The organism is Solirhodobacter sp., from assembly GCF_964715405.1.
Genome location: NZ_CBAICG010000007.1, coordinates 82524 through 105897, shown reverse-complemented (window position 1 = coordinate 105897; position 23374 = coordinate 82524). Strand labels below are relative to the sequence as shown.

The following is a 23374-nucleotide window of genomic DNA, read 5'->3' as shown; positions in this document are numbered from 1 at the left end:
AACCCGCCGTGCGCAAGCTTTTGCCCGTTCTGCTGGCGCTGGCCGGGCTTGCGCTTGGCGCCGGGGTCGGCCTGTTCCTGCGACCCGAGGCACCTGCCCAGGCTGCACATGACCCCGCGCAGGAGAAGCCTGCTGCGGATGCGGCGCAGGGCGAGCCGGGCAAACCGGACGGCGCGCAGGACTATGTGAAGCTGAACAACCAGTTCATCGTGCCGATCGTGAAATCCGGGCGGGTGGTCTCGCTGGTCATCCTGTCGCTCAGCCTGCAGGTCGCCACGGGCACCGGCGCAAAGGTCTATGCGGCCGAACCGAAGCTGCGCGACGCCTTCCTGCAGGTGCTCTTCGATCACGCCAATTCGGGCGGGTTCAGCGGCAATTTCACCGAGGGCGACAAGATGCAGCTTCTGCGCGACGCGCTGCTGGAAGTCGCCGTGAAAGTGATGGGGTCACTGGTGACCGACGTGCTGATCGTCGATATCGTTCGGCAGGACGCCTGACCGGATCAGCGCCGCGGAGCGGCACGGACGAGCGCGCGGAGCGCCTCGGCCCGTCCGAAGGCGATGCGGGCCGCGGCCTGCAACTCCAGCCAGGCGGCTGTCTGCCGGGCAAGACGCGGGTTGATCTCGGCCCGCCGCGCATCCGCCCAGGACTCGTACGCGATGGCAGCTCGGGCCAGCACCAGGGGCGAAAGGTCGGTCTCCGCGGCCGCGGCCGGGGCGCGCGACAGGGCGGCGAGCGCCGCGAGCGAGGCATCGCGCGCCGCGGCGGCCTGCCGCAGGTTGGCCAGCCGCGCATCGAGGATCAGGCCCGCGAGGGTCGAGAGGCCGGGCAAACCCTTGGCGTCGGCCATCAGCGCCACCCCCGCCGCGCCTTGGCGCGCATCTTTTCGGAGAACCGGATCGCCGCGGCAACGGCCTGATAGTGCGCCGGACGCACCTCGGCGCCGATCTCCACATCCGCATGCAGCGCGCGGGCAGTGGGCGGGTCGCTGTGCACCGGCACGCCCGCCCCGGCCGCCGCGGCCCGGATGCGGGCCGCAACCTCGTCGGTTCCCTTCGCGACGCAGACCGGCGCGCGGTGCGCGGCGCGGCTCCACTTCAGGGCGACGGCGTAATGCGTCGGGTTGACGATCACCACGTCGGCGCGCGCGACATCGGCGATCATCTGGTTCATCGCGATCGCGGCGCCACGCCGCCGCCGCTGCTGCTTGACATGCGGATCCCCTTCGGAGTCCTTCATTTCGTCGATCATGTCCTGGCGCGACATGCGCAGCTTGCGCAGGTGCTCGGCGCGCTGCCAGAGGTAGTCGAGCGCCCCGATTACGGCCGAAACCGCGACCACGACGGCGAGAAACCGCAGCGTGATCTGCAACTGAATCTGCAGGGCAATCGCCGGCGAGAGGGCGATCAGCCCCAGTATCTTGGGCATCGATTCGGCAAGAACCGCATAAAGTGCCGCCGAAACGGCGACAAGCTTGGCCACGCTCTTGGCGAACTCGAACAGCCCGCCCCGCCCGAACTTGTGCGCCGCGGTGGCCAGCGGCGAGACGCGCGACAGCTTCGGCATCAGCTTGGAGGGCGTGAAGACAATGCCACGCTGCGCCAGCAAGCCGACGAGAACCAGCGCCGCGGGGGCAAGCAGGAGCGGCGCCACCGCCGGAAGCAGGGCGCGCCCGAGCAGTCCGATGACCGCCCCCGGTTCGATGCGGTCGGCCTCGCCAAGGATGGTGGCGCAGGTTTCCGCGATCCGGCCGATCAGCCCGGCGCCGAAACCGGTGAAGACAAGGAGCAGCCCGCCATACGCGGCGGCGACCGAGAGATCTGACGACCGCGGCACCTCGCCTCGCCCGCGCGCGTCGTCGAGCCGCTTTTGGGTCGGGTCGTGCGGTTTTTCCTCCGCGCTGTCGCTCATGGCACCGTCCCGAAGGGAGCCGCGACAAAGCCCTGGAAGGCATGAAGCCAGAGCGCGACTCCCGGCGGTGCCACGATGGCGAGAAGCGCCAGCGCCCCGAAAGTCATCGCGGGTGCGCCGACCAGCGTCACCATGAGCTGCGGCATGGCGCGACTGAGAAAGCCCAGCGCGAGGTTGTAGACGAGGGCCGCCGCGACGAAGGGCGCCGCAAGCGTGAACGCGAGGGCGAAACCCGAGGCAATCTGCGCAAGGCCCCAGCGCGACAGGTCCGCGGCGGCGGGAAACTGGCCGGGCGGCAACACATCATAGGACAGGATCAGGAGCGCCGCGACCCGCACGTGCAGACGCGCCGCCACCGCCAGGGCAAGCCCGGCGATGGTCAGGATTTCGCCGATGGCGGGTTGCGGCTCCGGCCCGGTGCCGCCCGCCATCTGCGACAGCGAGGTGGCCTGCGCGGCGATGGTGCCGCCGATCTGCAACGCAAGGATGAAGAGCCGCGCGCCAAAGCCGATGGCGAGGCCCGCGACCGTTTCGGCCACCATCGGCAACAGGAGCCCGACTGGGCCACTGACCTCGATGTGCAGTTGCACGGCGGGCGCGACGACGGCAGTCAGGGCCAGAGTGGCGGCAAGCTTGACTCGAGCGGGCAGCACTTGCTCGCCGAACCCCGGCAGCAGGGCCGCCGCCGCACCGACCCGCATGAAGACCAGGACCGCAGAAAGGAACCAGCCCTGCATCGCGGCACTCAGCGCATCCAGTGCCAGGGTCATGCCGGTACCGTGCCGACGAGGGCGGGCCGCGCCTCCAGCCCGATCTCTTCGAACGACAGGACGGGGGCGGTCAGGCCCTTGGCCCGCAGCACCGTGCGCAGGAAGCGGCGGCGACGCGTCGAGGTGACCACGGCAGGGAAGGTTCCGCCCTCACCGATCCGGGCGAGCCGCTCGGCCAGGGCACCCGCCAGCCGGTTGAAGAGGTCCGGCGGCAGAGCCACGTCGCCCCCGCCGCGATCGCCGTCGATCTGGTGGGTGGCGAAGGCCTGCTCCCACTCGGGCGCGAGTTGCAGCAGCGGGATGGTGCCGTCCGCGCGCCGCATCTCGGCGACAAGCTGGAAACCGAGCCGCTGGCGGACATGCTCGCACACGGCTTCGGGCGAGGGCAGCGTGCCACGCACCTCGGCGATGGCTTCGAGGATCAGCGGCAAGTTGCGGATCGAAACCCGCTCGTCCACCAGCAGCTTGAGCACCGACAACAGCAGATCGACCGGCACCTTGTCGGGCACCAGATCGTCGAGCAGCTTGCGGTTGGCCTCGGCGCGGGTCCGGTTCGTCAGGTTGGTGAACTCGTCCAGCAGGCGCCGGAGCCCCTTCAGGGTCAGAATCTGGGCCAGGTTGGCCTTGATCACCTCAAGCAGATGGGTGGCCAGCACCTCGGTCGGGGTCACCACGGTGATGCCGGACAGCGCCGCATCTTCCTGCAGGTCGGGCGCCACCCAGCGCGCCGGGGCGCCATAGACAGGCTCGCGCACGTCCTCGCCCTGCGGCACGTCTTCGGCGGTTTCGGACAGCAGCGCCAGGACCTTGTCGGGTCGCAACCGGTCATGCGCCCGCTCCACCCCATGCAGGCGGATGCGATAGCCGCCGGGCGGCAGCGTCGCGTCATCGGTCAGACGGATCTCCGGCAGAACCACGCCGAAGGAGGCGGCGATATGGGTGCGCAAGTTGGCGATCCGGGCGTCAAGGCCGGTTGCGGGGTCCAGCACCATCGGCACGAGATCGGGGGCGAATTCGACATGGATATCGTCGAGGTCCAGCACGTCGCCAAGTGGCTTGCGCGCGGGGGTCGCCGGGGCGGGCTCGGGTGCGGCCGCGGCCGCAAGCGCGCGCCGCTGGCCGACCCAGGCGGCAAAGCCAAGCCCGCCCGCGCCGGCGATGAACGGAAGAAACGGCAGCCCCGGCACCAGCGCGAACAGAAGCATCAGCACCGCCACCGTGGCCAGCGCGGCTGGATGGCGCCCCAACTGGCCGAACAACGCAAGGTCGGTCGCCCCGATGGCCCCACCGCGCGCGAGAAGCAGCGCCGAGGCGATCGAGATGATCACCGCCGGAATCTGGCTCACCAGCCCGTCACCGACGGTCAGGATCGCGTAGGTCTCGAACGCGCGGCCGACCGGCATCCCGTGCACGACGACGCCGATGATCAGCCCGACCACGATGTTCAGCATCGTGATCATCAGCCCGGCGACAGCATCGCCCTTGACGAATTTCGATACCCCGTCGAGCGAACCGAAGAAGGTGGTCTCGGCCTGTTCCCGCTCGCGCCGCCGCCGGGCCTCGGCATGGTCAATGGCGCCGGCCGCCATGTCGGCGTCGATCGCAAGCTGCTTGCCCGGCATCGCGTCGAGCGCGAAGCGGGCGCCGACCTCGGCCATCCGGCCCGCGCCCTTGGTAATGACGATGAAGTTGACGATCAGCAGGACGCAGAACACCACCACGCCCTGCAGCACGCTGCCGCCCATGATGAAGTTCGCGAAACCCTCGATCACGTGTCCGGCCGCCGCGGTCCCGGTGTGCCCCTGTCCGATGATGAGCTTGGTCGATGACACGTTGAGCGAAAGCCGCAGCATCAGCGAGGCGAGCAGGATGGTCGGAAAGGCCGAAAAGTCGAGCGGGCGCTCGATGAACAGCGTGATGGTGAACATCAGGATGGCGATCGCGAAGGAAGCCGCAAGGCCGATGTCGAGAATCCAGGCGGGCACCGGCAGGACCATCATCACGATCACCGCCATCAGCGCGAACGCGAGCAGGATCGTCGGGCGGAACACGTCGCGAAGGGTGAGGGAAAAGGAGGTCATGGCTCATCCCTGCGGGATGATCGGAAGGCCGATCGCGCCCTGCGCGAGCGGCACAAGCGAGCCCATCACCGTTTCCCCCCCGGTCCGCAGCAGCGGGTAATCGACTCGTTGGACCGGCGAAATGGCCGCCGTAGCCGCCGTGGCCGTCGGGTCAGGCGGTCGCTGCGGTCCGGGGGCACTGTCCCCCGCGAGGAAAGCGGTGCGGAAGGCATCAAAGCGCGCCCGGTAGGCCACCGCCAGATCGGGCGTGCGGGAATGGTAGGCCCCGGCGGCGAGGCTCCAGTCGCCGGTTTCGGCATAGAGTTCCTTCAGGAAGCGGGCGGCGTAGAGGGCGTTGGCCTCAGGCTCGAACATCGCGGCGATCGAGGGAAACGCGGTGCCGTGCCAGCGGTAGTTGATCTGAAAGCAGCCGATGTCGAAGCTGCGTGCACCGGCATCGGCTTGCGACTGGGCATAGGCTTCGGCGGCGGCGGCGGAGTCGAACCAGTGGCCCTCGCCCTCCATGTTCACGCTCCAAGGCCAGGGGCGGGTCTGCCCGTCCCGCCGACGCCCGGTTTCGGTCAGCGTGACTGCGCGCAGCACCGAGACCGGAACCCCGGTGGTGGTGGCCGCATCCCGGGCCGCCTGTTCGCACAGCGCGGCGGTGTCTGCCCCGGCCACAGCCTCTGCCCCGGTGGCCAGCAAGACCACGAAACCGATTGCTGCGCGCCGCGTGTTGCGCCCGCCGCGGCGTCCCCGGCGCGACGGAACGGGGCGGAGCGGCGCAGGGGCGTGGAACATGGGCATCGACGGTTTCACCTGTCTGGGCCGCGCTTCCGGCGGCAAGGCCCCGACGCTAGCGGGACTTCCTTGCGATTCGGTAAGCGCCGCTCAGGGCGCGGAGGCCGACGGCACTTCGGTCGAAGCGAGCAGCGCCTCCAGAACGCGGCGGGCCTTCACGCTGCCCTCGACGAGGGCGCGGGCCTGCGCCAGCGGGCCGACGACCGGCGGCGGGCCCGCACTATTCACCGGGCCGTCTGAGGTGGTGCCGGGTGACCCTGACGGGGTGGGCGGGCCCGGCGCGGCCACCACGACGTCCACCGCGGCTTGTTGTTCGGCGCGGCCGATCGCCCGCACGGTCGGCCAGTCACCCGCCCGCCAGGCTTCGTTCCCGGCGTCCGAGGTGGCACCGGCGGCAAGATATGTGGCCTCGGCTGCGGAATGATCGCCGCCCGCTGCCGCTGCCGCCGCCCGCAGGGCGGCCGCGTCGGCTCCGGCAACGCCGTCCAGCACCTGCGTCGCCGCCGTCGCGTCGCCCAGCGCAAGCCGGGCCCGCGCCGCCAGGACGCGTTCGGGGTCGGTCGGGGGCGCGAGCGGTGCCAGCCAGGCCAGACCTTCCCCCGGAAAACCCAGGTCGATGAGTCGCCTCGCCAGCGTCACATCGGTCTTGCGCACCGCTTCGGGGGCATCGCGCAGAGTCAGACCCTGGCGCAGAACGGCCTCGTCACTGCCGCGCTCGGCAAGAAGCGCCCAGAGTGTATCGGCCCCGGTCGCACCGGCATCGGGCGTTGCGCGTAGCGTGGCGAGGTCGCGGAAGGCGCCGTCGAAGTCACCCGAGAGGCCCAGCGCCAGAAGATGGGCACGCGCGAGGCTCCGCCCGGTGACGGTCCCGCGAAACTGATGGGCAAGCGCCGCAATCGAGTCGATCGTGGCGGAATCGACGCTGCCTCCGTTTGCAATCTGCGCCTCGACCAGCATCACGAGCGCATCGGGCGACATCGGGCCATCGGTGGCGGCGACCCGGCGGATCGTCGCCACCGCCGGGGCTGTCTTGCCGTCGGCGAGGTCGATCCGTGCGCCCAGAAGATCGACGGCCTGCCCGGCCACGCCGGGGGCTCGGGTGATCGCGTCGCGGATCGCCCGTGCGGTGGAAAGGTCGCCATGATCCAGGAACCGACCCGAAAGGCCGGGGCCGAGCAACCGCCGCAGCGATAGCGGAAGGGCGGAAAAGCTGCGCACGACGGCACCGACATCCACCAACTCGCCCGGTGCGATCACGGGGTCCGCGAGCACCGACCAGAGCGCGACCGCGCCGCTGCATCCGGTTTGCCCCGCAAGGCGGCCCGGGTGGCGTGCCTGCCCCTCGTCCATGATGTCGCCCAATGTGGCGAGCACATCGCCGTCGGGCACCTCGACCCGCATCCCGCCGGGAAGGGCACGCGCCTCGGCACCGAAACCGAGGTAGAGATAGAGCCGCATCAGGGCGCCGACGCCCGCGACCGAGGGTCGATCGAATTCACCAACGAGGGCCGCCCGCCCGGCCTCGATCTGCAAGGGAATCGGCCGGTCGTCGCCCCATTGTCGAAGGTCGAAGAGCGAGTCGGGCAGGCAACCCCCGCCGGAAGGCGTCACCGGGGCGGCCCGTCCGATCAGCACCTCGCGATCAAGTGCGGTCTGGGCGCGAAGACGCGCGGGGGGGGCCTCGACCCCCGGGGGGGAATTCGCCTGCGGCGGCGGCGCCGCAGGGGGCGGCGGGGAGGCAGGCTCGGCTGGCAGATCGGGTGCAAAGGCTTGCGGATCAGCGCTCAGCAGCCCCTGCGATGCCGCGCGCCCGAGTTGCTCGACGAGTTCCGTGCGCGCCGCCGTCAGACGTGGATCCGGAGCCTCGACGGGCGCGAGGCCGGAGCCATTGTCGGCCGGTTGGGTGACAGTGGCGGATGGCAGCGGCACGGGAGCCGACGACGGGCCTGCCTCGGGCGCCGCGACGACCGCGGCCTCGATCCGGGGCGCCAAAGCGGGCGCATTGGCTCGCCAGTCATAGACCGGCATGTCCTGCGAGGGGCGCGCACGCGGGCGCGGTGGTGGCGGCGGCGGCGTATCGGCCGCGGCCTGCGGCCGGTCGGCACTGTCCAGCGGCCGCTCGAACGGCGAATTCGCCGGAGGTGGACCGGGCCGGATGTCGATGACGAGGATATTGGGGCGGAACTCGAAAACCTCGGCGTGACAGGCGCAGGAAAGTTGCAGGGTCAGCCGCGTGCCCTCCGCCGATGTGCCGAGATCGGCCAGACGGAGCCGCGGAATGCGGTCGAAGACCCCGGACAGATCGAATGTGACGCCGGGCCGCCCGAGCCGCAGTTCATACCCATCGAGCGTTCGGCCGAACTGCCAGGGCGCGGGCTTTTCCAGCGGCAGGACAAGACGGCTGAACCCGTCATGCTCGCCGGAGCGCACGGTGACCGTCTCGCCATGGGCGGCGAGCGGGACGCAGATCAGAAGGGCGGCGAAGAGCCCCTTCATGCTGCTTCCTGCTTCACGGCCCGGAGCGCCTCCTCGAGATCGGAAAAGCTCGGACGGACGTGATTTGGCGCGTTCTGGCGGCCGACCTCGATGCAGATGTTCGTCGGGTGATTGTAGAGGTTGGCGATCAGCACTTCCCGGATGAGCTGATAGAAATGCGCGTCCTCCTCGGTCACCGTCTTCAGCCGGGCGCCGCAGGGCCCGACGATGCCATAGGAGAGAAAGACCCCCAGGAACGTCCCGACCAGGGCGCTGCCGATCATCTTGCCGAGAATCTCCGGCGGCTGGTCGATCGAGCCCATCGTCTTGATCACGCCCAGCACGGCCGCCACGATGCCGAGCGCGGGCAGGGCATCGGCCATCGACTGCAGGGCATGGCTGGAGTGCAGCGCGGTGTGCAGCCGCGTTTCCATCCGCTTGTCGAGCACCTCCTCGACCTGATGCGGGTCGTCATAGTTCATCGAAGCCGAGCGCAGCGTATCGCAGATCAACTCGACCGACTCGCGGTCGTTCTGGATGCGCGGATAGCGGGCAAAGATCGCCGAGTTGGCCGGGTTTTCGATATGTTCCTCGAGTCCGACCGGATTCTGCCGCGCCAACCGGATCAACTCGAACAGCAGGCAGAGCAGATCGCGGTAGTCGGCCGGCTTCCAGATCACGCCCCGGAACACCTTGCCCATATCCTTGAGCGAGTGTTTCGCCGCACCGAGGTCGTTCGACAGCAGGAACGCCCCGACGGCCGCCCCGCCGATCACGATGAGTTCGTGCGGCAGCGCCTCAAGGATGACATCGAGCTTTCCGCCCGACATCGCAAAGCCGCCGAACACCATCACGAAGATGACGACGATTCCGACGATTCCGATCATCCCGTCTTCCTTTCCTTGCGCCGGGCGTCACGCTCGCAGAACGGGGTTAAGAAACCCTCGCCCCGCATCAGTTCTTCGGCGCCGCGGCATTTCGCCCGGCCAGGATCACACTGACCGTATAGGCCTGCTCGGGCGTCAGACCGGCCAGGATGAGGGCCGCGGCCTCCGGCTTCATGCGGCCCAGAAACCCGGCGGCGAAGTCCGGGGCCATCTGCTGGAACACCGCGGCGGCATCCTTCGGCTTCATGGTCTCGTAGACGGTCGTCAGCCGGGCCACGTCGGCCTCTGCCGCGCCGTCGGCCAGCGTCAGCTTGGCGGACAGGCTGTCCTCCGCCGCTTTCAACGCCGCCAGCTTGTCGTCCACCGCGCGCCCGGTCAGGGCCAGGGCCTGCGCGCGGTCCTCGATCGCGACCTCGCGCGCGGCGACGCGGTCCTCGCGCGCCCGGAGGGCGGCGACGAGCGGCATCACCGGGGCACCGGACGTCGGGCAGGCCGCCGGTTTCGCGGCCGACGCGGCTGATGGCACATCGAGCGCGCGCGCCTCCTGCACGCCAAGCCCGAGTCGGATCAAGCCCGAACTGGCGAGCAGGATGGCGATGAGCATGAGCACGCCGCGCCGGGCGGTCCGCGGCCGCGACGGCGACGCGGCTTTGCGCGGACGGGTCATTCCGCCGCCGCCTCTTCCGGGCGACTGGCGCGGCGGCGCACGAAACGGAGCCGTCGCCCGGAATCCTCGTGCGGAACATCGGGGGGGGCGTCCGGCAGGTCGTGCATCGAGGCAAGCAGCAACTCCAGCCGCCCCGCCACCTCTTCGGCCCGCGCCGTCAGGCTTTCAAGCGAATCGGTCGAGGCCGACGCGGCGCCACCCGCCTTGTCGAGCGCCCGCGTCATGTCGTCGACCTGCGCCGACAGCACCGCGATCGCCCCGCCCATGCCACTTTCCAGCGTATTGAACCGGCTCAGGCGGCGCGACAGCACGATACAGTAAATCGCCGCGCCAAAAGCCCCGGCAGCCATCAGGAAATCCGAAATCAACGCCATCGCGGCCCCCTAGTTCAACACGAATTCGGTCACGAGCAGGTCGCGCACGCGCCCTTCGCCGGTGACGATCTGCACCCGGCGCAGCATCTGCGCCCGCAACCGCACCAGCGCCGAAGGATCTTCAAGATCAGACACTTCCACGGCGCGCAGATAGCTGTTCAACACGTCGAGTACGCGCGGCATCAGGGTCGTGACCTCGCCACGGTGCGCCTCGTCCACCTCGAGCTGCGCCGAGAACCGCAGGTGGCTCGACCGCGCGGACGGATCGAGCGAGATCACCAGCGGGTCGATCGGAACGAAGGCAACACCGGCGGTCGACTCCGGCACCGGATCGGCCCCGGCTGCCGCCTCATGGTGCGGGCCGACCAGAAGGCCGCTGAAGGTCGCATAGAAACCGACGCCGCCCAGCACCGCCATCAGCGCCAGCCCGAGCAGGATCGGCAGTTTCGACCGTTTCTTCGGCGCCTCCCCTGCGGGGGCCTCATCCTCTGCCATGCCGTCCTCCGCCAATTCCTGCACCCAGATATAGACCGGCGGGAACTAACCGATTGTTAAGCGCAATCGGTGAAGTCTCGATCCGGCAGAGGGCAGAAGTCCGCGGCCTTGGAGAATCACATTGCAGCAGTTGAGATCGCTCTGGTCGGCCCTTGATCCCCGGCGCCGCGTCATCGTGGCGCTGGCGACGCTGGCGATGTTCGGGGCCATCCTCGGTCTGTCCCGATTGGCCGCCACACCGTCGATGTCGCTGCTCTACGCCGGGCTGGAAAGCGCGGCGGCGGGCGATGTGGTCAAGTCGCTGGACCACCACGGGGTCACCTATCAGGTCCGCGGCGACTCGATCTGGGTGGCCGACGGGCAGCGCGATCAGCTGCGCATGACGCTCGCGGCCGAGGGTCTGCCCGCGAACGGCGGCGCAGGGTACGAACTGCTCGACAGCCTCTCGGGCTTCGGCACCACGGCGCAGATGTTCGACGCCGCCTACTGGCGCGCGAAGGAAGGCGAACTGGCGCGCACCATCGTGACCAGCCCCCTGATCCGCACCGCCCGCGTCTATATCTCGCCGGGTCAGTCGCAGCCGTTTCAGCATGATCTGAAACCCACCGCCAGCGTGATGGTCACCACGACCCGCGGGCGGCTTCCGCCAGAGCAGGCCAAGGCATTGAAATACCTTGTTTCCTCGGCGGTTGCAGGGCTGCAGCCGGACGATGTGGCGATCATCGACTCGGTCAGCGGTCTAGTGCTGCCGACCGATGATCCGGGCGGCACCCAGGCGGCGGGTGACCGGGCAGGCATACTGAAACGGAACGTCGAGACGATGCTGGAAGCCCGCGTGGGGCCGGGCAAATCCGTCGTCGCCATCACGATCGAGCCGGTGACGGACCGCGAATCGATTGTCGAGAAGACCTTTGACCCCGCCGGTCGTGTGCCGATCAGCACCGACACCGAAGACCACACCAGCAATTCCACCGACAAGGGCGCCGGGGCGGTCACGGTGGCCAGCAACCTTCCCACCGGGCAGGCAAACGCGGCCGGATCGACCGCGCAAAGCCAGGACAGCAGCACACATGAGCGCACGAACTACGAGGTGTCCTCGACCCAGCGCGAGATTCAGCGCGGGCCGGGCAGCATCCGGCGGCTGACGGTCGCCGTGCTGGTCGACGGGATCCGCACTGTCGATGCCGCGGGCAAGGAAACCTGGGCGCCGCGCCCCGATGCCGAGTTGACGGCGCTGCATGATCTCGTCTCCTCTGCCGTCGGCTATGACGAAAAGCGGGGTGACGTGATCACCATCCGTTCGCTCGCCTTCGAGCCGGTCGCACCACTCGGCACGGCCGCGGCCCCCTCGCTTTTGAACCAACTCGGGCTCGACCCCATGTCGGCGATCCAGCTTGCCGTGCTGGCCCTCGTCGCGCTGGCCCTCGGACTCTTCGTGGTGCGCCCGATCCTTGCCTCGTCGGGAACTCGGTCACTGCCCGCCCTGCCGCAGCCGGGGGCCACCGGCGCCAACAATGCCGCCCGTGTGCTGACCGGCGAGATCGACGACGGCAGCTACATTCCCGAGAACCTGAGCATCGTCTCGCCCGAGAGGCGGCAGGCCGAGGCCGAGGCAAAGGCAACCTCCGATCCCGTCGCGCGACTGCGTCGGCTGATCGCCGAGCGCCAGGGCGAGACCCTGGAGATCCTGCGAAGCTGGGTCGAAGACCGCGAGGAGACGGCACCATGAGCGGGCGCCTCAGGCTCGAAGTCTTCGGACCGGACACCGGAGCCCCTGAAACCGTGGTGATCGAGGCCGCCGCGATGGAGGAGGCCCGCCTCGCCTCCTTCGAGGCGGGCTATTCCGCCGGCTGGGAGGACGCGACGGCCGCCCAGAAGGATGAACATTCGGCCGTGGGCGCCGACCTTGCGCGCAACCTTCAGGCGCTGTCCTTCACCTATCACGAGGCGCGCGCCCATGTTTTGGCCGCGCTCCAGCCGTTTCTGGTCGCCCTCGTTTCGCGTGTGCTGCCCGAGACGGCGCGCGCCAACCTGGCGCCGATGGTGGCAGAGGCGCTCCGCCCCCTGGCCGAACTCGCCGCGGGTGCGCCGGTGACGATCGAACTGAACCCCGCCGCTCGGCCCGCCATCGAGGCGCTGCTGGGACGGCATACCGATCCGCCCGTGCGGCTGGTCGAAGAGCCGACGCTGGGTGAGGGGCAGGTCTACCTCCGGCTCGGCGATCGCGAGGATCATGTCGATCTCGACCACATCACCGAGTCGATCCGCGCCGCGGTCTTCGGCTTCTTCCATCCCGCAGAGGAGTTGCAAACGCATGGATGATCGCAGACCCGGCGCACCCGGCAACCCGGAGGGTGGCGCGATGAACCCCTTCACTCAGGTTCCGATCGAGATCGTGATCTCGGTCGGAAAGGCACGGCCGCTGGTGCGCGACCTGCTGCGTCTGCAGTGCGACTCGGTGCTCACGCTCGACCGGCGCGTCGACGACCCGGTCGAGCTTTACGTCGGCGACCGTCTCATCGCCCGTGGCGAGTTGCAGGAGCTTGACGGCGATCAGTCGGGCCAACTCGCGGTCCGGCTGACCGAAGTCGCCAATCTGACCAACGGGCTTTAAGCGGTGCGGCGCTTCGCCCTCGCGGTTCTGCTCGTCGTGTTGGCGCACCCGGCCGCGGCGCAGCAACTTTCCCTCTCGGTCGGCGACGGCGGCACGCTGACCGCCCGCACGGTCGAGCTTTTCGCCCTCGTGACCGTGCTCAGCCTGGTGCCGGGTCTCGCGATCATGATCACCTGCTTTCCGTTCATCGTGACGGTGCTGGCGATCCTGCGCCAGGGGCTCGGCCTGCAGCAGTCGCCGCCGAACATGCTGATCATCAGCCTCGCCCTGTTCCTGACCTATTTCGTGATGGAACCGGTCTTCACCGCCTCCTGGAGCCATGCCATCCAGCCCCTGATCGATGGACACATGGACGCGCAGACCGCCTTCACCGAGGGCATGGCGCCGTTCCGCGACTTCATGGCCCACCGGGTCGACGCTGCCACCTTCGACATGCTGCGGGCTCTGCGGCCCGATTTCGCCGGGGTCGGCGCCGCGCGTGATGCGCCGCTCTCGCTCTTGATCCCCTCTTTCCTGTTGAGTGAGGTGCAGCGCGCCTTCGAGATCGGTTTCCTGATCTACCTTCCGTTCCTCATCATCGACCTTGTCGTTGCCGCGGTGCTGATGTCCATGGGCATGATGATGGTGCCGCCCTCGATGGTCTCGCTGCCGTTCAAGCTCGCATTCTTCGTGGTCACGAACGGCTGGACACTGGTCTCGGGGGCGCTGGTCAGAAGCTACATGTAAAGCGCGAGCAATGGGTTGGGGGGCCTGGGCAAGGCATCCGTGCAGGACGTGGCGGCTACCGGTCGACAATCACGCGGCGATCGGCGGGGCGTGTCCTGCCGCCGTTGGCGCCGATGAGGCGACCCGGTTCTAGACGATCCTGGCCACACCACGTTCCCCGCCGCGTCAGCGCACCAGGAACTCCGCGTGCAGGGCCCCGGCGGCATTGATGCTTTTCAGGATGTCGATCATGTCGTGCGGGGCGACGCCAAGCGCATTCAGCCCCGCCACCACCTGCGACAAGGTCGCCCCCCCGGCGACCTCGGCCAGCCCCTTGCCCGGCGCCTGGTCGATGGTCGCCTTGGTATGGGGCACCACGATCGTCGAGCCGGAAGAGAACGGGTCGGGCTGCACGACCTGCGGCGACTCCTCGATGCGCAGCGTCAGGTTGCCCTGCGCCACCGCGACTCGCGAGATGCGCACATCGGCCCCGATCACGATGGTGCCCGAACGTTGATCCACCACGACGCGCGCGCGCTGTTCCGGATCGACGGTCAGATCCTCGATGCGGCCCAGAACGTGCGCGGTCGATGACATCCGCGTCGCGCCAATGTCGACGGCGACCGTTCCGGCATCCAGCATCGTGGCGACCGGGCGACCGAAGTCGGCGTTGATCGCCTTCTCGATGCGCCCTGCGGTGGTGAAATCGGGCGTGCGCAGCGCAAGCCGCACGGTGGTGAGCCCCGCGAAGTCGAAGGCGACCTCGCGTTCGACCCGCGCGCCGGCGGGAATCGTGCCCGCGGTGGGCACGCCTTGCGTCACGCTGGCCGCGGCGCCCTGTGCCGTGACGCCGCCGGCGATGATCGTGCCCTGCGCGACGGCGTAGATCTTGCCGTCGGCCCCATTCAGCGGCGTCATCACCAGCGTGCCACCCAGCAGGCTCTTGGCGTCGCCGATCGCCGAAACGGTGATATCGATCTGGCCGCCGACGCGGGCAAAGGGCGGCAGGGCGGCCGTCACGAACACGGCGGCGACGTTCTTGGGCTGAAACGACTCGCCCGAGACGTTGATCCCCAGCCGTTCGAGGAGGGTCGTCATGATCTCGGCGGTGAAGGGCGAATTCCGCATGCCGTCGCCGGTGCCGTTGAGCCCGACGACGAGGCCATAGCCCACCAGATCGTTGCCGCGGACGCCATCGAACTCGACCAGGTCCTTGAGCCGGATCGCATCGGCCAGAACCGCCGGCGCCGCCAGGGCCAGCGCGGCCCCGAGAAGGAGGGCGCGGATCATTTCAGGAAATTCGTCAGCGACAGCCCGGAGATTCGCGCCGTGAGCGCGTAGAGCGTGTCAAGCTGGGTCTGCGTCGATTGCAGGGCGGTCGCCGTCGCGTAGGGATCGACCGACAACAGCTTCGACTGCGCCAGTTGGAGTGCGGTCGTCTCGCTGCCGTTGCGGGTCTGCGCCTGCGAAATGCGCGCCTGCACCACCCCGACCTGCGCCGCGAGACCGGTCCGAGCATCGGCCGACGACAGCAACGCCTGGCCGGCATGGGCGGCAAGCGCCGCCTGCTCGGGCGCATTGCCGACAAGCGGACCGGTCCCGATCAGAGCTGCGGTGGCTAGCCCCGCGAGCGTGGCTGTGATCGCCGGGTCGAGCGCCGTCACCGAGATCGCGGCGCTTTCGCCGGGCGCGATCGGGGTGGTCGACGCTGGGTCGACCGACCCGAGATAGCCCGCGGCAGCGAAACCGGAGGGCGAGGCGAACCAGTCCTGCACCGCCTGGGCAACGCCCGCGGCCGTCGTCTGACCAGCGACAACGGGCGCGAGGCTTGTGAGCAGGGCATCGGTGGAGACCACGGCCGGGCGATCGGTCGCCGCGCCGGAAAACAGGCTGCGGCTGCCAACGCGGACGTTCAGCGCCGACAACGCGGTGTCAAGCGCCCCGCGCGCCGCTGTCGCAACCGTCCGCAGACCTGTCGGCTGACCGGAACTGCCCACAGTCAGCAGCGACGTGGCAAGCGTGGTTGCCTGCCCGTCGATCGTGGCAAGTCCGCTCTGCAGGACTGAGGTGGCAAGCGCCGCCTGCATCGCCGCGCGGCCATAGGCCTGAAGCGTGGTCAGCGCATGAGCGATGCCGCCCACCTGGGTGAAGTCGCCGCCGAGCGCCTTGCCCGGATCGGCGGCAAGACCGGTCGTGACTTCGGTCGACAGGGTCTGAAGCGTGGTCTTGATCGCCATGTTGCTGCGCTGAAGCAAAAAACTCTGTGCGAGATCGCCAAAGGAAACGCTGCTCATCTTCAGACCTCCAGAAGGGATTGCAGCATGGTGTCGGCGGTCTGGATCACCTTCGCATTTGCGGCATAGGCTTTTTCGACCACCAGCAGTTGTTGCAACTGCTGGTCGGTATCGACGCCCCCCTGCAAGCCTGTGGCCGTCAGCGCCGAGGATCGGGCCGTGGCATAGGTGGCCGCGTTCTGCGCCGAAAGACGCGCGGCACTGACGGAGCTGAGAACCTGCGTGGCAAGCCCGGCCGCATCGACCGATCCTGTCGCGAACCCGCCCGCGGGCGGTGCCCGTAGCGCGCCGAGGGCGCCCTGCATCGCGGTCAGGATGGTGCCGTTTCCGGCCTCGCCCGGCGCCGAGGCGCCGAGGCCGTCGCGCAGGTGCCATAGTGCGCCGCCCTGCGCCGGGTCAACGGCGGGGTTGACGGCAAGCCGCCCGGCAAGGCCCACCTCGTTCGCCTCGGAGACAGGGGCGCCCGCGTCGGTGAAAAGGCCTGCGGCGGTGCTGGCCAGCGTCGGGTCCACGGCGGAAGAGCCGAAACGGGCGGCCAGGTCGCGGGCGACGGCGTCGATCTGGCTTTGCGCCGCCGGGGCAAGACTGTCGCGGATCTGGATGTTGGCGGCCAGCGACCCGTTGCCGAGCAGCCCGCCACCGGGCGGCACCGCAAGACCGTTCAGCGTCAGCCCGGACAGCGCGCCCGACCCGGTGGTCATGCCCGCCGTGACCAGGCGCGCCGCCGTGAACCCGAGTTTCGCCGGGGTTCCGCCATCAAGCAGGGCGGCCCCGCCGGTCGTGAAGACGGCAATGGTGCCATCGGCACGGGCCACCTGGCGCAAGGGCAGGACATCCGCCACCTGGTCGAGCACGGCCTGACGCTGGTCGATCAGGGCCGAAGCATCCTGCCCCGCCACGGTCTGCGCGCGGATGCGTGCGTTCAGGTCCGCGGTCTGCGCGAGGGCCGTGTTGACCTGCGAAACGCCGGTCGCAATGGCGGCATCGGCACCCGTCCGGGCCGTGGCGATCTGGTCGGAGATGGTGTTGATCTGCTCCGCCAGAGATTTTGCCGCGTCCACTGCCGCCGAAAGCCCGGCCTGCTGGTCGGGCGCCGCCGCGGCCTGGATCAGCGCGGACTCGAGCCCGGCCACCGAGTCGCCAAGCGAGCCCGAGTCGCCGGGCAACCCGATTGTCGTTTCAAGCTGGCTGTAGAAATCCGACACCCGCGCGGTGCCCGCGGTCTCGGCCGTCGCGGCGCGCTGGTCGTTGAGCAGCGCCAGATCGGACGCCCGGCTGACGCCAAGCACCGATACGCCGCCGCTGGTCGCGTTGGCCCCCAACTCGATCTGGCGCGGTCCGTAGCCGGGGGTCTGGACGTTGGCGATATTGGAGGAGATCACGTCGACGGCGCGCGCGTTGGCCGTCAGGCCCGAAAGCGCGTTCGACATGGCCGCGGAAAGGCTCATGGTCTTTGTCCCTTTCAGGTCACTGCTTCATGTTCGTGGTTTCCTGCAGCATCTGGTCAACCGTCTGGATGACCTTCGCGTTCGAGGAATAGGCGCGCTGGGTCTGGATCAGATTGGTCAGCTCACCCGCGATGTCGGTCGTCGAACCTTCGAGGGCATAACCCGCCACGGTTCCCGTGGGCCCCTTCCCGGCGTCCCAGAGGAAGAACGACCCGCTGTCGGGCGACACCTTGTAGGCCTGATTGTCCAGCGCAGTCAGCCCGTCGGGGTTCGGCACGTCGACCAGCGGCACCTGATAGATCACCCGCGTGATGCCGGTGTCATAGGTCGCGGTGATGAGCCCGTTCTTGTCGATCGTCGTCGAGGTCAGGTTGCCGACCGGCGCGCCGTCCCTGGTGATCGCGGTCGGCGCGAAGCTGCTGGACAGTTGCGTCAACCCCGAGGTGTCGCCCGGCTTGCCGACCGTCATGGCAATCGGGCCGCCCGCGACCGTCAGCCCGATCACCCCGGTGGTGGCGTCATAGGGGCCACCCGACAGTGTGGTGACCGAGGCGAGCGTGCCGCCGCTGCCGCGACTGCCGTCGAATGTCAGGGCATATTGCCCGATCGTGGCACCACCCTGCGCCGAGTCGGTGACCGTCATCGTCCATGCATTCGACGATCCACTGGCGGGCACCGTCGGCGTGAAGGTCACCCCGAGGGTCTCGGATTCGCCGAGGTTGCCGAAGTATTCGACCGACAGCGGCTGCGCGGAGCCATCCGCCCCCGCCGCGGTTTCGGTCGCGGGCAGGTTGGCGCCCAGCGTGACCTTCGTGGTCGGGTCGCCCGCGGTCTGGTTGACGTTGATGACGACCGGCTGCAACCCCATCATCGTGTCGCGCGGCAGCGCCGGAATGCTGCCGTCGGAATTGGCCGGCCAGCCGAGCAACGCCAGGCCGGAACTGGTTTCCAGCACCCCGGAGCTGTTGGGGTGGAACGAGCCCGTGGTGGTCATCATCATCGGCAGCGTGGCGGCCCCGCTCGCCACGGCGGCGGCGGTAGTGACCGGCAGCATTCCGCGGCCGTTCACCGCGATATCGAGCGCGTTCGAGGTCGTGACAAGCGATCCGGTCTGCCCGACCAGGCGGCTGGTGACCGCGCGCACCCCGCCCGCGGAATAGATTCCGCTGCCGGAGGTGCCATTGGTCACCAGCGACTCGAAATCCGTCACCGACCGCTTGTAGCCATAGGTGCCCGAATTCGCGATGTTGTCCGAGATCGAGGACAGTCGCGACGCATTCACGTTCAGCCCGGCCACACCGGCATTGAGAGAGGAGGAAATGGTCATTGGCTGCGCCCTTCTGATGCAACGACTCGCGGTCGATGCCACCTTGGCAGTGCGCCTTTAAGAACAGCCTAACGACAATCGACCCTATTTCCCGTCGCGCAGCAGGATCACCTCGATACGGTTGTTGCGGATCGCGGTCGGGTTGGTGACCGCGGGCACACGGTCGGCGAAGCCGCTGACGCGCTGCATCCGCAGCCGGTCCAGCCCGACCGATTGCAGCAGATCGCGCATCGCCTGCGCGCGCGCCGTGGACAGATCCCACGCCGGATTGTTGCGCAGCACCAATGGATAGCTGCGCACATGGCCGTTCACCGCGACCGGGTTGGTGACCACACGGAACACGTCCGACATCACCCCGGCAAGCTCCTGCGTGATCGCGGTGGGCGTGGAGGTGTCGCCCACGAAAAGCGGCGAGCCGTCGAGGTCGAAGATTTCCACGATCAGCCCTTCGTCGGTGATGCGCGTCACGATGTGGTGCATCGCGTCGCGCATCTCGTTGGTCTCGCCGCCCCGACCCAGCAGCGTGGCCTCGATCTTCTTCATCGGATCCTTGGCCTGCGCGTCCGCAGTCTGGGCGCTGTCAGCGACGCTGCGTTGCGCCGGACCGGGGTCGACCCCGGTCAGCCCGGCGGCCTGCCGGTCCGCCGTGGCGCGCACGCTGGAGGCCCCGGTGCCGTTCTGCGCCAGCATGTGTTCGGAAAACACGCTGTCGCCACCAAAGGCACCATCGCCCCCGCCCGAGACGCGGTTCACCGGGATGTTCGGGCTGAAATAGTCCGCGATCCCTTTGCGTTGCTTTTCTGTCGTCGCGTTCAGCAGCCACATCAGCAGGAAGAACGTCATCATCGCCGTGACGAAGTCGGCATAAGCGACCTTCCACGCCCCACCGTGGTGGCCGCCTTCGATGACAATCTTCTTCCGTTTGATGATGACTGGCGCGGCATTGCTCTGCCCGGCCATCACACCACCCATTCCCTTACCCACCTCCCGACATAGCCGAGCGCGGTGAACGGGCGTTTAACTGCTCGAATTGTCCGGGTTTTCCGGGCTCAGCGCCGGTTCATCGCATCGCGCAGCGCGGTGCCGAAGCCACCCGCCTCGGGGGCCTTCGGTTCCGGTTGACGCGGCGCCGCCCGGCCCGGCGGCCCCTTCGGGTCGCGCGGTTCGGGCACGCCGCCCTGCTTGCGCATCGTCAGGCCGATCCGCTTGCGCGCCACGTCCACCTCGACCACGCGCACCTTCACCACGTCGCCCGCCTTCACCACCTCATGCGGGTCTTTCACAAAGCGGTCGGCCAGCTGGCTGACATGCACCAGCCCATCCTGATGCACGCCGATATCCACGAAGGCGCCGAAGGCTGCGACGTTGGTCACCGTGCCTTCCAGCAACATTCCCGGCTTCAGGTCGCCGATCTGTTCGACCCCGTCGGCAAAGCTCGCGGTGCGAAACCCCGGGCGCGGGTCGCGGCCCGGTTTCTCAAGCTCGGTCAGGATGTCCTTCACCGTGGGCAGGCCGAAGCGGGCATCCGCGAACGCGGCGGGGTCGAGCGCGCGCAGCTTCGCCGGTTCCGCCTGCACCTCACGCAGATCGCGCCCGCAGGCCTTCACGATGCGACGGGCGAGGTCGTAGGCCTCGGGGTGCACCGCCGAGGCATCAAGTGGCTCTGTTCCCGCCCGAATCCGCAAAAACCCCGCGCATTGCTCGAACGCGCGCGGTCCAAGGCGGGCGACCTTCAGCAGCTCCTTGCGCGTCGCGAACGCCCCGTTGGCATCGCGGTGCGCCACGATCGCGCCCGCCAGCGACGGGCCCACGCCCGACACCCGCGCCAGCAGCGGCGCCGAGGCGGTGTTCAGGTCCACCCCCACCGCGTTCACCGCATCCTCCACCACTGCTTCCAGGCTGCGGCCCAGATGGTGCTGGTCGACGTCGTGCTGATACTGGCCGACGCCGATCGACTTCGGCTCGATCTTCACCAGTTCCGCCAGCGGATCCTGCAACCGGCGCGCAATCGACACGGCACCGCGCAAGGACACATCCAGGTCGGGAAACTCCTGCGCCCCAAGTTCCGAGGCGGAATAGACCGAGGCGCCCGCCTCCGACACCACCACCTTGGCAGGCTTCGGCTCGGGCAGCAGGACCAGCACGTCGGCCACCATCTTCTCGGTTTCGCGGCTCGCCGTGCCGTTGCCGATGGCGATCAATTCGACCCTGTGCTGGCGGATCAGGCTGGCAATCCCGGCCATCGCGCCACGCAGATCGTTCTTGGGCTGGAACGGATAAACGGTTGCCGTCGCCACCAGCTTGCCGGTGCCATCGACCACCGCCACCTTGACCCCGGTGCGGATGCCGGGGTCCAGCCCCATCGTCGCCTTGCCGCCTGCCGGGGCCGCCAGCAGCAGATCCTTCAGGTTGCGCGCGAACACCCGGATCGCCTCGGCCTCGGCGGCTTCGCGCATCTCGCCCATCAGGTCGAGCGTCAGGGAAAGCCGCAGCTTCACCCGCCACGTCCAGCCCGCCACCTCGGCCAGCCAGCGGTCGCCCGGCGCCTTGCCCGCCACCATCAGCGCACCACGCACCAGTCGTTCGGCCTCGCTCTGGCCCGGCGCGGCCTCGGGCTCGATCTCCAGATCGACACTCAGGATGCCATCGTTGCGGCCACGCAGCATGGCCAGCGCGCGGTGGCTCGGCACGCTTGCCCAAGGCTCGGAATGGATGAAATAGTCTCGAAACTTGGCCCCTTCGGCCTCTTTCCCCTCGATCCCGCGCGCCGCCAGCCGCGCCACCTTGCGCATGTGGCCGCGCAACCGTCCCAGCAGCGCGGCGTCCTCCGCCAGCCCCTCGGCCACGATGTCGCGCGCGCCGTCCAGCGCGGCTTTCACGTCCGGCACCGCCTCGCTCAGATACCCTGCCGCAACAGCGGCAGGCTCCACCGACCGATCCGCCAGAATGGCCGCCGCCAGCGGCCCGAGGCCGTTTTCCCGCGCGATCATCGCCCGCGTCCGCCGCTTGGGCTTGTAGGGCAGGTAGATATCCTCAAGCTCGGCCTTGGTCACCGCACCCGCCACCTGCGCCTCCAGCGCCGGGGTCAGCTTGCCCTGATCGCGGATCGAGCCCAGAATCGTTCCCCGCCGCGCCTCAAGCTCGCGCAGATAGGCCAGCCGCTCGGCCAGGGTGCGCAGTTGGGTATCGTCCAGCCCGCCGGTCGCCTCCTTGCGGTAGCGCGCGACGAAGGGCACCGTGGCGCCGCCGTCCAGCAGCGCTACCGTCGCCGTCACCTGATCGGGCCGGGCGTTGATCTCGGCGGCGATCTGTTGCGCAATGCGGCGGGCGGGGTCTTGGGTCATGGCGGCCTCGGGTCAGGGGAGGCTGACCTTAGCCGCCCGCGCCGCGCCCGCCAAGCCCCTCAGCCGCGGCCTTTCCACGGCACCAGATACTTCTCGGCCACCCGCATCAGGATGTCGATGCCGTAGCCGATCACCCCGATCAGGATGATCCCCATCACCACAAGGTCGGTCAGCTGGAACTTCGACGCGACGATGATCATCATCCCCGCACCCTTTTGCGCGGCGACCAGTTCCACCGCCACCACGGTGCCCCAGCAGACCCCCATCGCCACCCGCGCCGCGATCACCATGATCCAGAGCGCGGCAAGGAACAGCAGCACGATCTTGCCGGTCTCCCAGATGCCGAACCGGATGATGACCAGCGGGATCAGGGCCAGCGGAGGCACCGGCCACATGAACTCCATGATCGGGTCGAACCAGCCCCGGACCCAGCCCGACAGCCCCATCGCATAACCCAGCGGGATGCCGATCAGCGACCCCGGCACAAACCCCGCCAGCACCCGCATCAGCGAGGCCGAGACGTGATCCCAGAGCGAGACGTTCTGGTAGCCGTTCGCCGCGACCTGAAAGAACCGCGCCACCACGGCCTCGGGCGCGGGCAGCCGGATCGGCTCCATCTGCATGCCCGCATCGGGGTAGAAGTTGAACGAGCCATGCGAGGTCAGCGTCACGTTGCCGTGCGCCATCCGCAGCGGCGTGTCCACCGTCACGGGCTGGTCGTCGATCGCCACTACCTGCGCGCCTTCGGGCCCCTTGTTGCGGATCAGCACCGTCCGCCAGGCCGCCACATCGGCCACGATGTTGGGCGCAAAGCCGGTGGCGGGGGCGGCATCGGGCTGCTTCGGCTCCTGCCCCACGGGGTAGACCGTCACATCGACGCGGCCGTCCGCGCTGGCGCCACTGGCATCCTTCATCGTGTCGCTGAACGAGGCCGGGCCGATGTCGCGCCCCGGCCCGTGCACGGACTTGCCGTCGAGCACCACCTTGCCCTCGGTCGGCGCCAGAAACCCGGCGAGGATGTTCAAGAGCGTGGTCTTGCCGCAGCCCGAAGGCCCCGGCACCGACAGCAAGTCGCCCTGTTTCAGCTCAAGCGAGACGTTCTTGAGCGCCTGCACCGACACCCGGTTGGGCAGGTCGAAGCGCATCGAGATGTTCTGGATGGACAAGCCGGACATGGTTCCCCCTTGGTCGCGACGGACCGG

The 23374-nt window shown here is 68.9% G+C and carries 22 protein-coding genes; 5 read left to right on the top strand and 17 right to left on the bottom strand.

Going from position 1 to position 23374, the window contains the following annotated elements; translation table 11 throughout:
- Window positions 1-8 precede the first annotated feature (8 nt).
- Entirely contained in the window at window positions 9-497 is a 489-nt protein-coding gene (locus tag AC11WY_RS04805; protein WP_482923095.1) for a flagellar basal body-associated FliL family protein, read from the top strand.
- A gap of 5 nt (window positions 498-502) precedes the next feature.
- Here the strand turns inward: AC11WY_RS04805 and AC11WY_RS04800 are convergent, their stop codons facing one another.
- From AC11WY_RS04800 to AC11WY_RS04755, 10 genes are all read right to left on the bottom strand, one after another.
- The gene (locus tag AC11WY_RS04800) at window positions 503-850 is read right to left on the bottom strand and encodes a hypothetical protein (RefSeq protein WP_482923093.1); all 348 of its coding nucleotides are present in this window, start codon (window positions 848-850) and stop codon (window positions 503-505) included.
- Window positions 850-1911 (bottom strand): flagellar type III secretion system protein FlhB, encoded by a 1062-nt coding sequence (flhB, locus tag AC11WY_RS04795; protein ID WP_482923091.1) that lies wholly within the window; start codon window positions 1909-1911, stop codon window positions 850-852. The genes AC11WY_RS04800 and flhB overlap by 1 nt, the downstream gene beginning before the upstream one ends.
- Window positions 1908-2681 (bottom strand): flagellar biosynthetic protein FliR, encoded by a 774-nt coding sequence (locus AC11WY_RS04790; RefSeq protein ID WP_482923089.1) that lies wholly within the window; start codon window positions 2679-2681, stop codon window positions 1908-1910. Before AC11WY_RS04790 ends, flhB begins: the two co-directional genes overlap by 4 nt.
- A complete protein-coding gene (gene flhA / locus AC11WY_RS04785) occupies window positions 2678-4762 on the bottom strand; it encodes a flagellar biosynthesis protein FlhA (RefSeq protein WP_482923087.1) in 2085 nt (694 codons plus the stop codon). The genes AC11WY_RS04790 and flhA overlap by 4 nt, the downstream gene beginning before the upstream one ends.
- A gap of 3 nt (window positions 4763-4765) precedes the next feature.
- Window positions 4766-5452, bottom strand: a complete 687-nt coding sequence (locus AC11WY_RS04780) for a transglycosylase SLT domain-containing protein (protein WP_482923085.1) — start codon at window positions 5450-5452, stop codon at window positions 4766-4768.
- Between the two features lie 180 nt (window positions 5453-5632).
- A complete protein-coding gene (locus tag AC11WY_RS04775) occupies window positions 5633-8038 on the bottom strand; it encodes a hypothetical protein (RefSeq protein WP_482923083.1) in 2406 nt (801 codons plus the stop codon).
- On the bottom strand, window positions 8035-8904 hold the full coding sequence (gene motA, locus AC11WY_RS04770; protein ID WP_482923081.1) for a flagellar motor stator protein MotA: 870 nt from the start codon (window positions 8902-8904) through the stop codon (window positions 8035-8037). Before motA ends, AC11WY_RS04775 begins: the two co-directional genes overlap by 4 nt.
- A gap of 67 nt (window positions 8905-8971) precedes the next feature.
- Window positions 8972-9571 carry a MotE family protein gene (locus AC11WY_RS04765; protein ID WP_482923079.1) on the bottom strand — a complete coding sequence of 200 codons (600 nt, stop codon included), beginning with the start codon at window positions 9569-9571 and terminating at the stop codon, window positions 8972-8974.
- A complete protein-coding gene (locus AC11WY_RS04760) occupies window positions 9568-9945 on the bottom strand; it encodes a hypothetical protein (RefSeq protein ID WP_482923077.1) in 378 nt (125 codons plus the stop codon). Before AC11WY_RS04760 ends, AC11WY_RS04765 begins: the two co-directional genes overlap by 4 nt.
- 9 nt (window positions 9946-9954) lie before the next feature.
- Entirely contained in the window at window positions 9955-10440 is a 486-nt protein-coding gene (locus tag AC11WY_RS04755; RefSeq protein ID WP_482923075.1) for a flagellar basal body-associated FliL family protein, read from the bottom strand.
- A 121-nt stretch (window positions 10441-10561) separates the two neighbouring features.
- On the opposite strand from AC11WY_RS04755, the gene fliF reads away from it, so the two are divergent.
- The 4 genes from fliF to fliP are packed head-to-tail and all read left to right on the top strand — an operon-like array spanning window position 10562 to window position 13780.
- Window positions 10562-12169 carry a flagellar basal-body MS-ring/collar protein FliF gene (gene fliF, locus AC11WY_RS04750; RefSeq protein ID WP_482923073.1) on the top strand — a complete coding sequence of 536 codons (1608 nt, stop codon included), beginning with the start codon at window positions 10562-10564 and terminating at the stop codon, window positions 12167-12169.
- Window positions 12166-12762 carry a FliH/SctL family protein gene (locus AC11WY_RS04745; protein ID WP_482923071.1) on the top strand — a complete coding sequence of 199 codons (597 nt, stop codon included), beginning with the start codon at window positions 12166-12168 and terminating at the stop codon, window positions 12760-12762. The genes fliF and AC11WY_RS04745 overlap by 4 nt, the downstream gene beginning before the upstream one ends.
- Window positions 12755-13054 (top strand): FliM/FliN family flagellar motor switch protein, encoded by a 300-nt coding sequence (locus tag AC11WY_RS04740; RefSeq protein WP_482923069.1) that lies wholly within the window; start codon window positions 12755-12757, stop codon window positions 13052-13054. Before AC11WY_RS04745 ends, AC11WY_RS04740 begins: the two co-directional genes overlap by 8 nt.
- A 3-nt stretch (window positions 13055-13057) precedes the next feature.
- Window positions 13058-13780 carry a flagellar type III secretion system pore protein FliP gene (fliP, locus tag AC11WY_RS04735; protein WP_482923067.1) on the top strand — a complete coding sequence of 241 codons (723 nt, stop codon included), beginning with the start codon at window positions 13058-13060 and terminating at the stop codon, window positions 13778-13780.
- A 165-nt stretch (window positions 13781-13945) separates the two neighbouring features.
- Here the strand turns inward: fliP and AC11WY_RS04730 are convergent, their stop codons facing one another.
- From AC11WY_RS04730 to AC11WY_RS04700, 7 genes are all read right to left on the bottom strand, one after another.
- Window positions 13946-15049: a flagellar basal body P-ring protein FlgI gene (locus AC11WY_RS04730; protein ID WP_482923065.1), complete on the bottom strand. Its 1104-nt coding sequence runs from the start codon at window positions 15047-15049 to the stop codon at window positions 13946-13948.
- Complete coding sequence (locus AC11WY_RS04725; RefSeq protein ID WP_482923063.1) at window positions 15046-16053, bottom strand: flagellin; 1008 nt, start codon at window positions 16051-16053, stop codon at window positions 15046-15048. The genes AC11WY_RS04730 and AC11WY_RS04725 overlap by 4 nt, the downstream gene beginning before the upstream one ends.
- A 2-nt stretch (window positions 16054-16055) precedes the next feature.
- Window positions 16056-17501, bottom strand: a complete 1446-nt coding sequence (gene flgK / locus AC11WY_RS04720) for a flagellar hook-associated protein FlgK (RefSeq protein ID WP_482923061.1) — start codon at window positions 17499-17501, stop codon at window positions 16056-16058.
- 19 nt (window positions 17502-17520) lie between these two features.
- Complete coding sequence (locus AC11WY_RS04715) at window positions 17521-18828, bottom strand: flagellar hook protein FlgE (protein WP_482923059.1); 1308 nt, start codon at window positions 18826-18828, stop codon at window positions 17521-17523.
- Window positions 18829-18912: 84 nt separating this feature from the next.
- The gene (locus AC11WY_RS04710) at window positions 18913-19788 is read right to left on the bottom strand and encodes a flagellar motor protein MotB (protein WP_482923057.1); all 876 of its coding nucleotides are present in this window, start codon (window positions 19786-19788) and stop codon (window positions 18913-18915) included.
- Window positions 19789-19877: 89 nt separating this feature from the next.
- Window positions 19878-22172 carry a Tex family protein gene (locus AC11WY_RS04705; RefSeq protein WP_482923055.1) on the bottom strand — a complete coding sequence of 765 codons (2295 nt, stop codon included), beginning with the start codon at window positions 22170-22172 and terminating at the stop codon, window positions 19878-19880.
- 59 nt (window positions 22173-22231) lie between these two features.
- Window positions 22232-23347 carry an ATP-binding cassette domain-containing protein gene (locus AC11WY_RS04700; protein ID WP_482923053.1) on the bottom strand — a complete coding sequence of 372 codons (1116 nt, stop codon included), beginning with the start codon at window positions 23345-23347 and terminating at the stop codon, window positions 22232-22234.
- Window positions 23348-23374 lie beyond the last annotated feature (27 nt).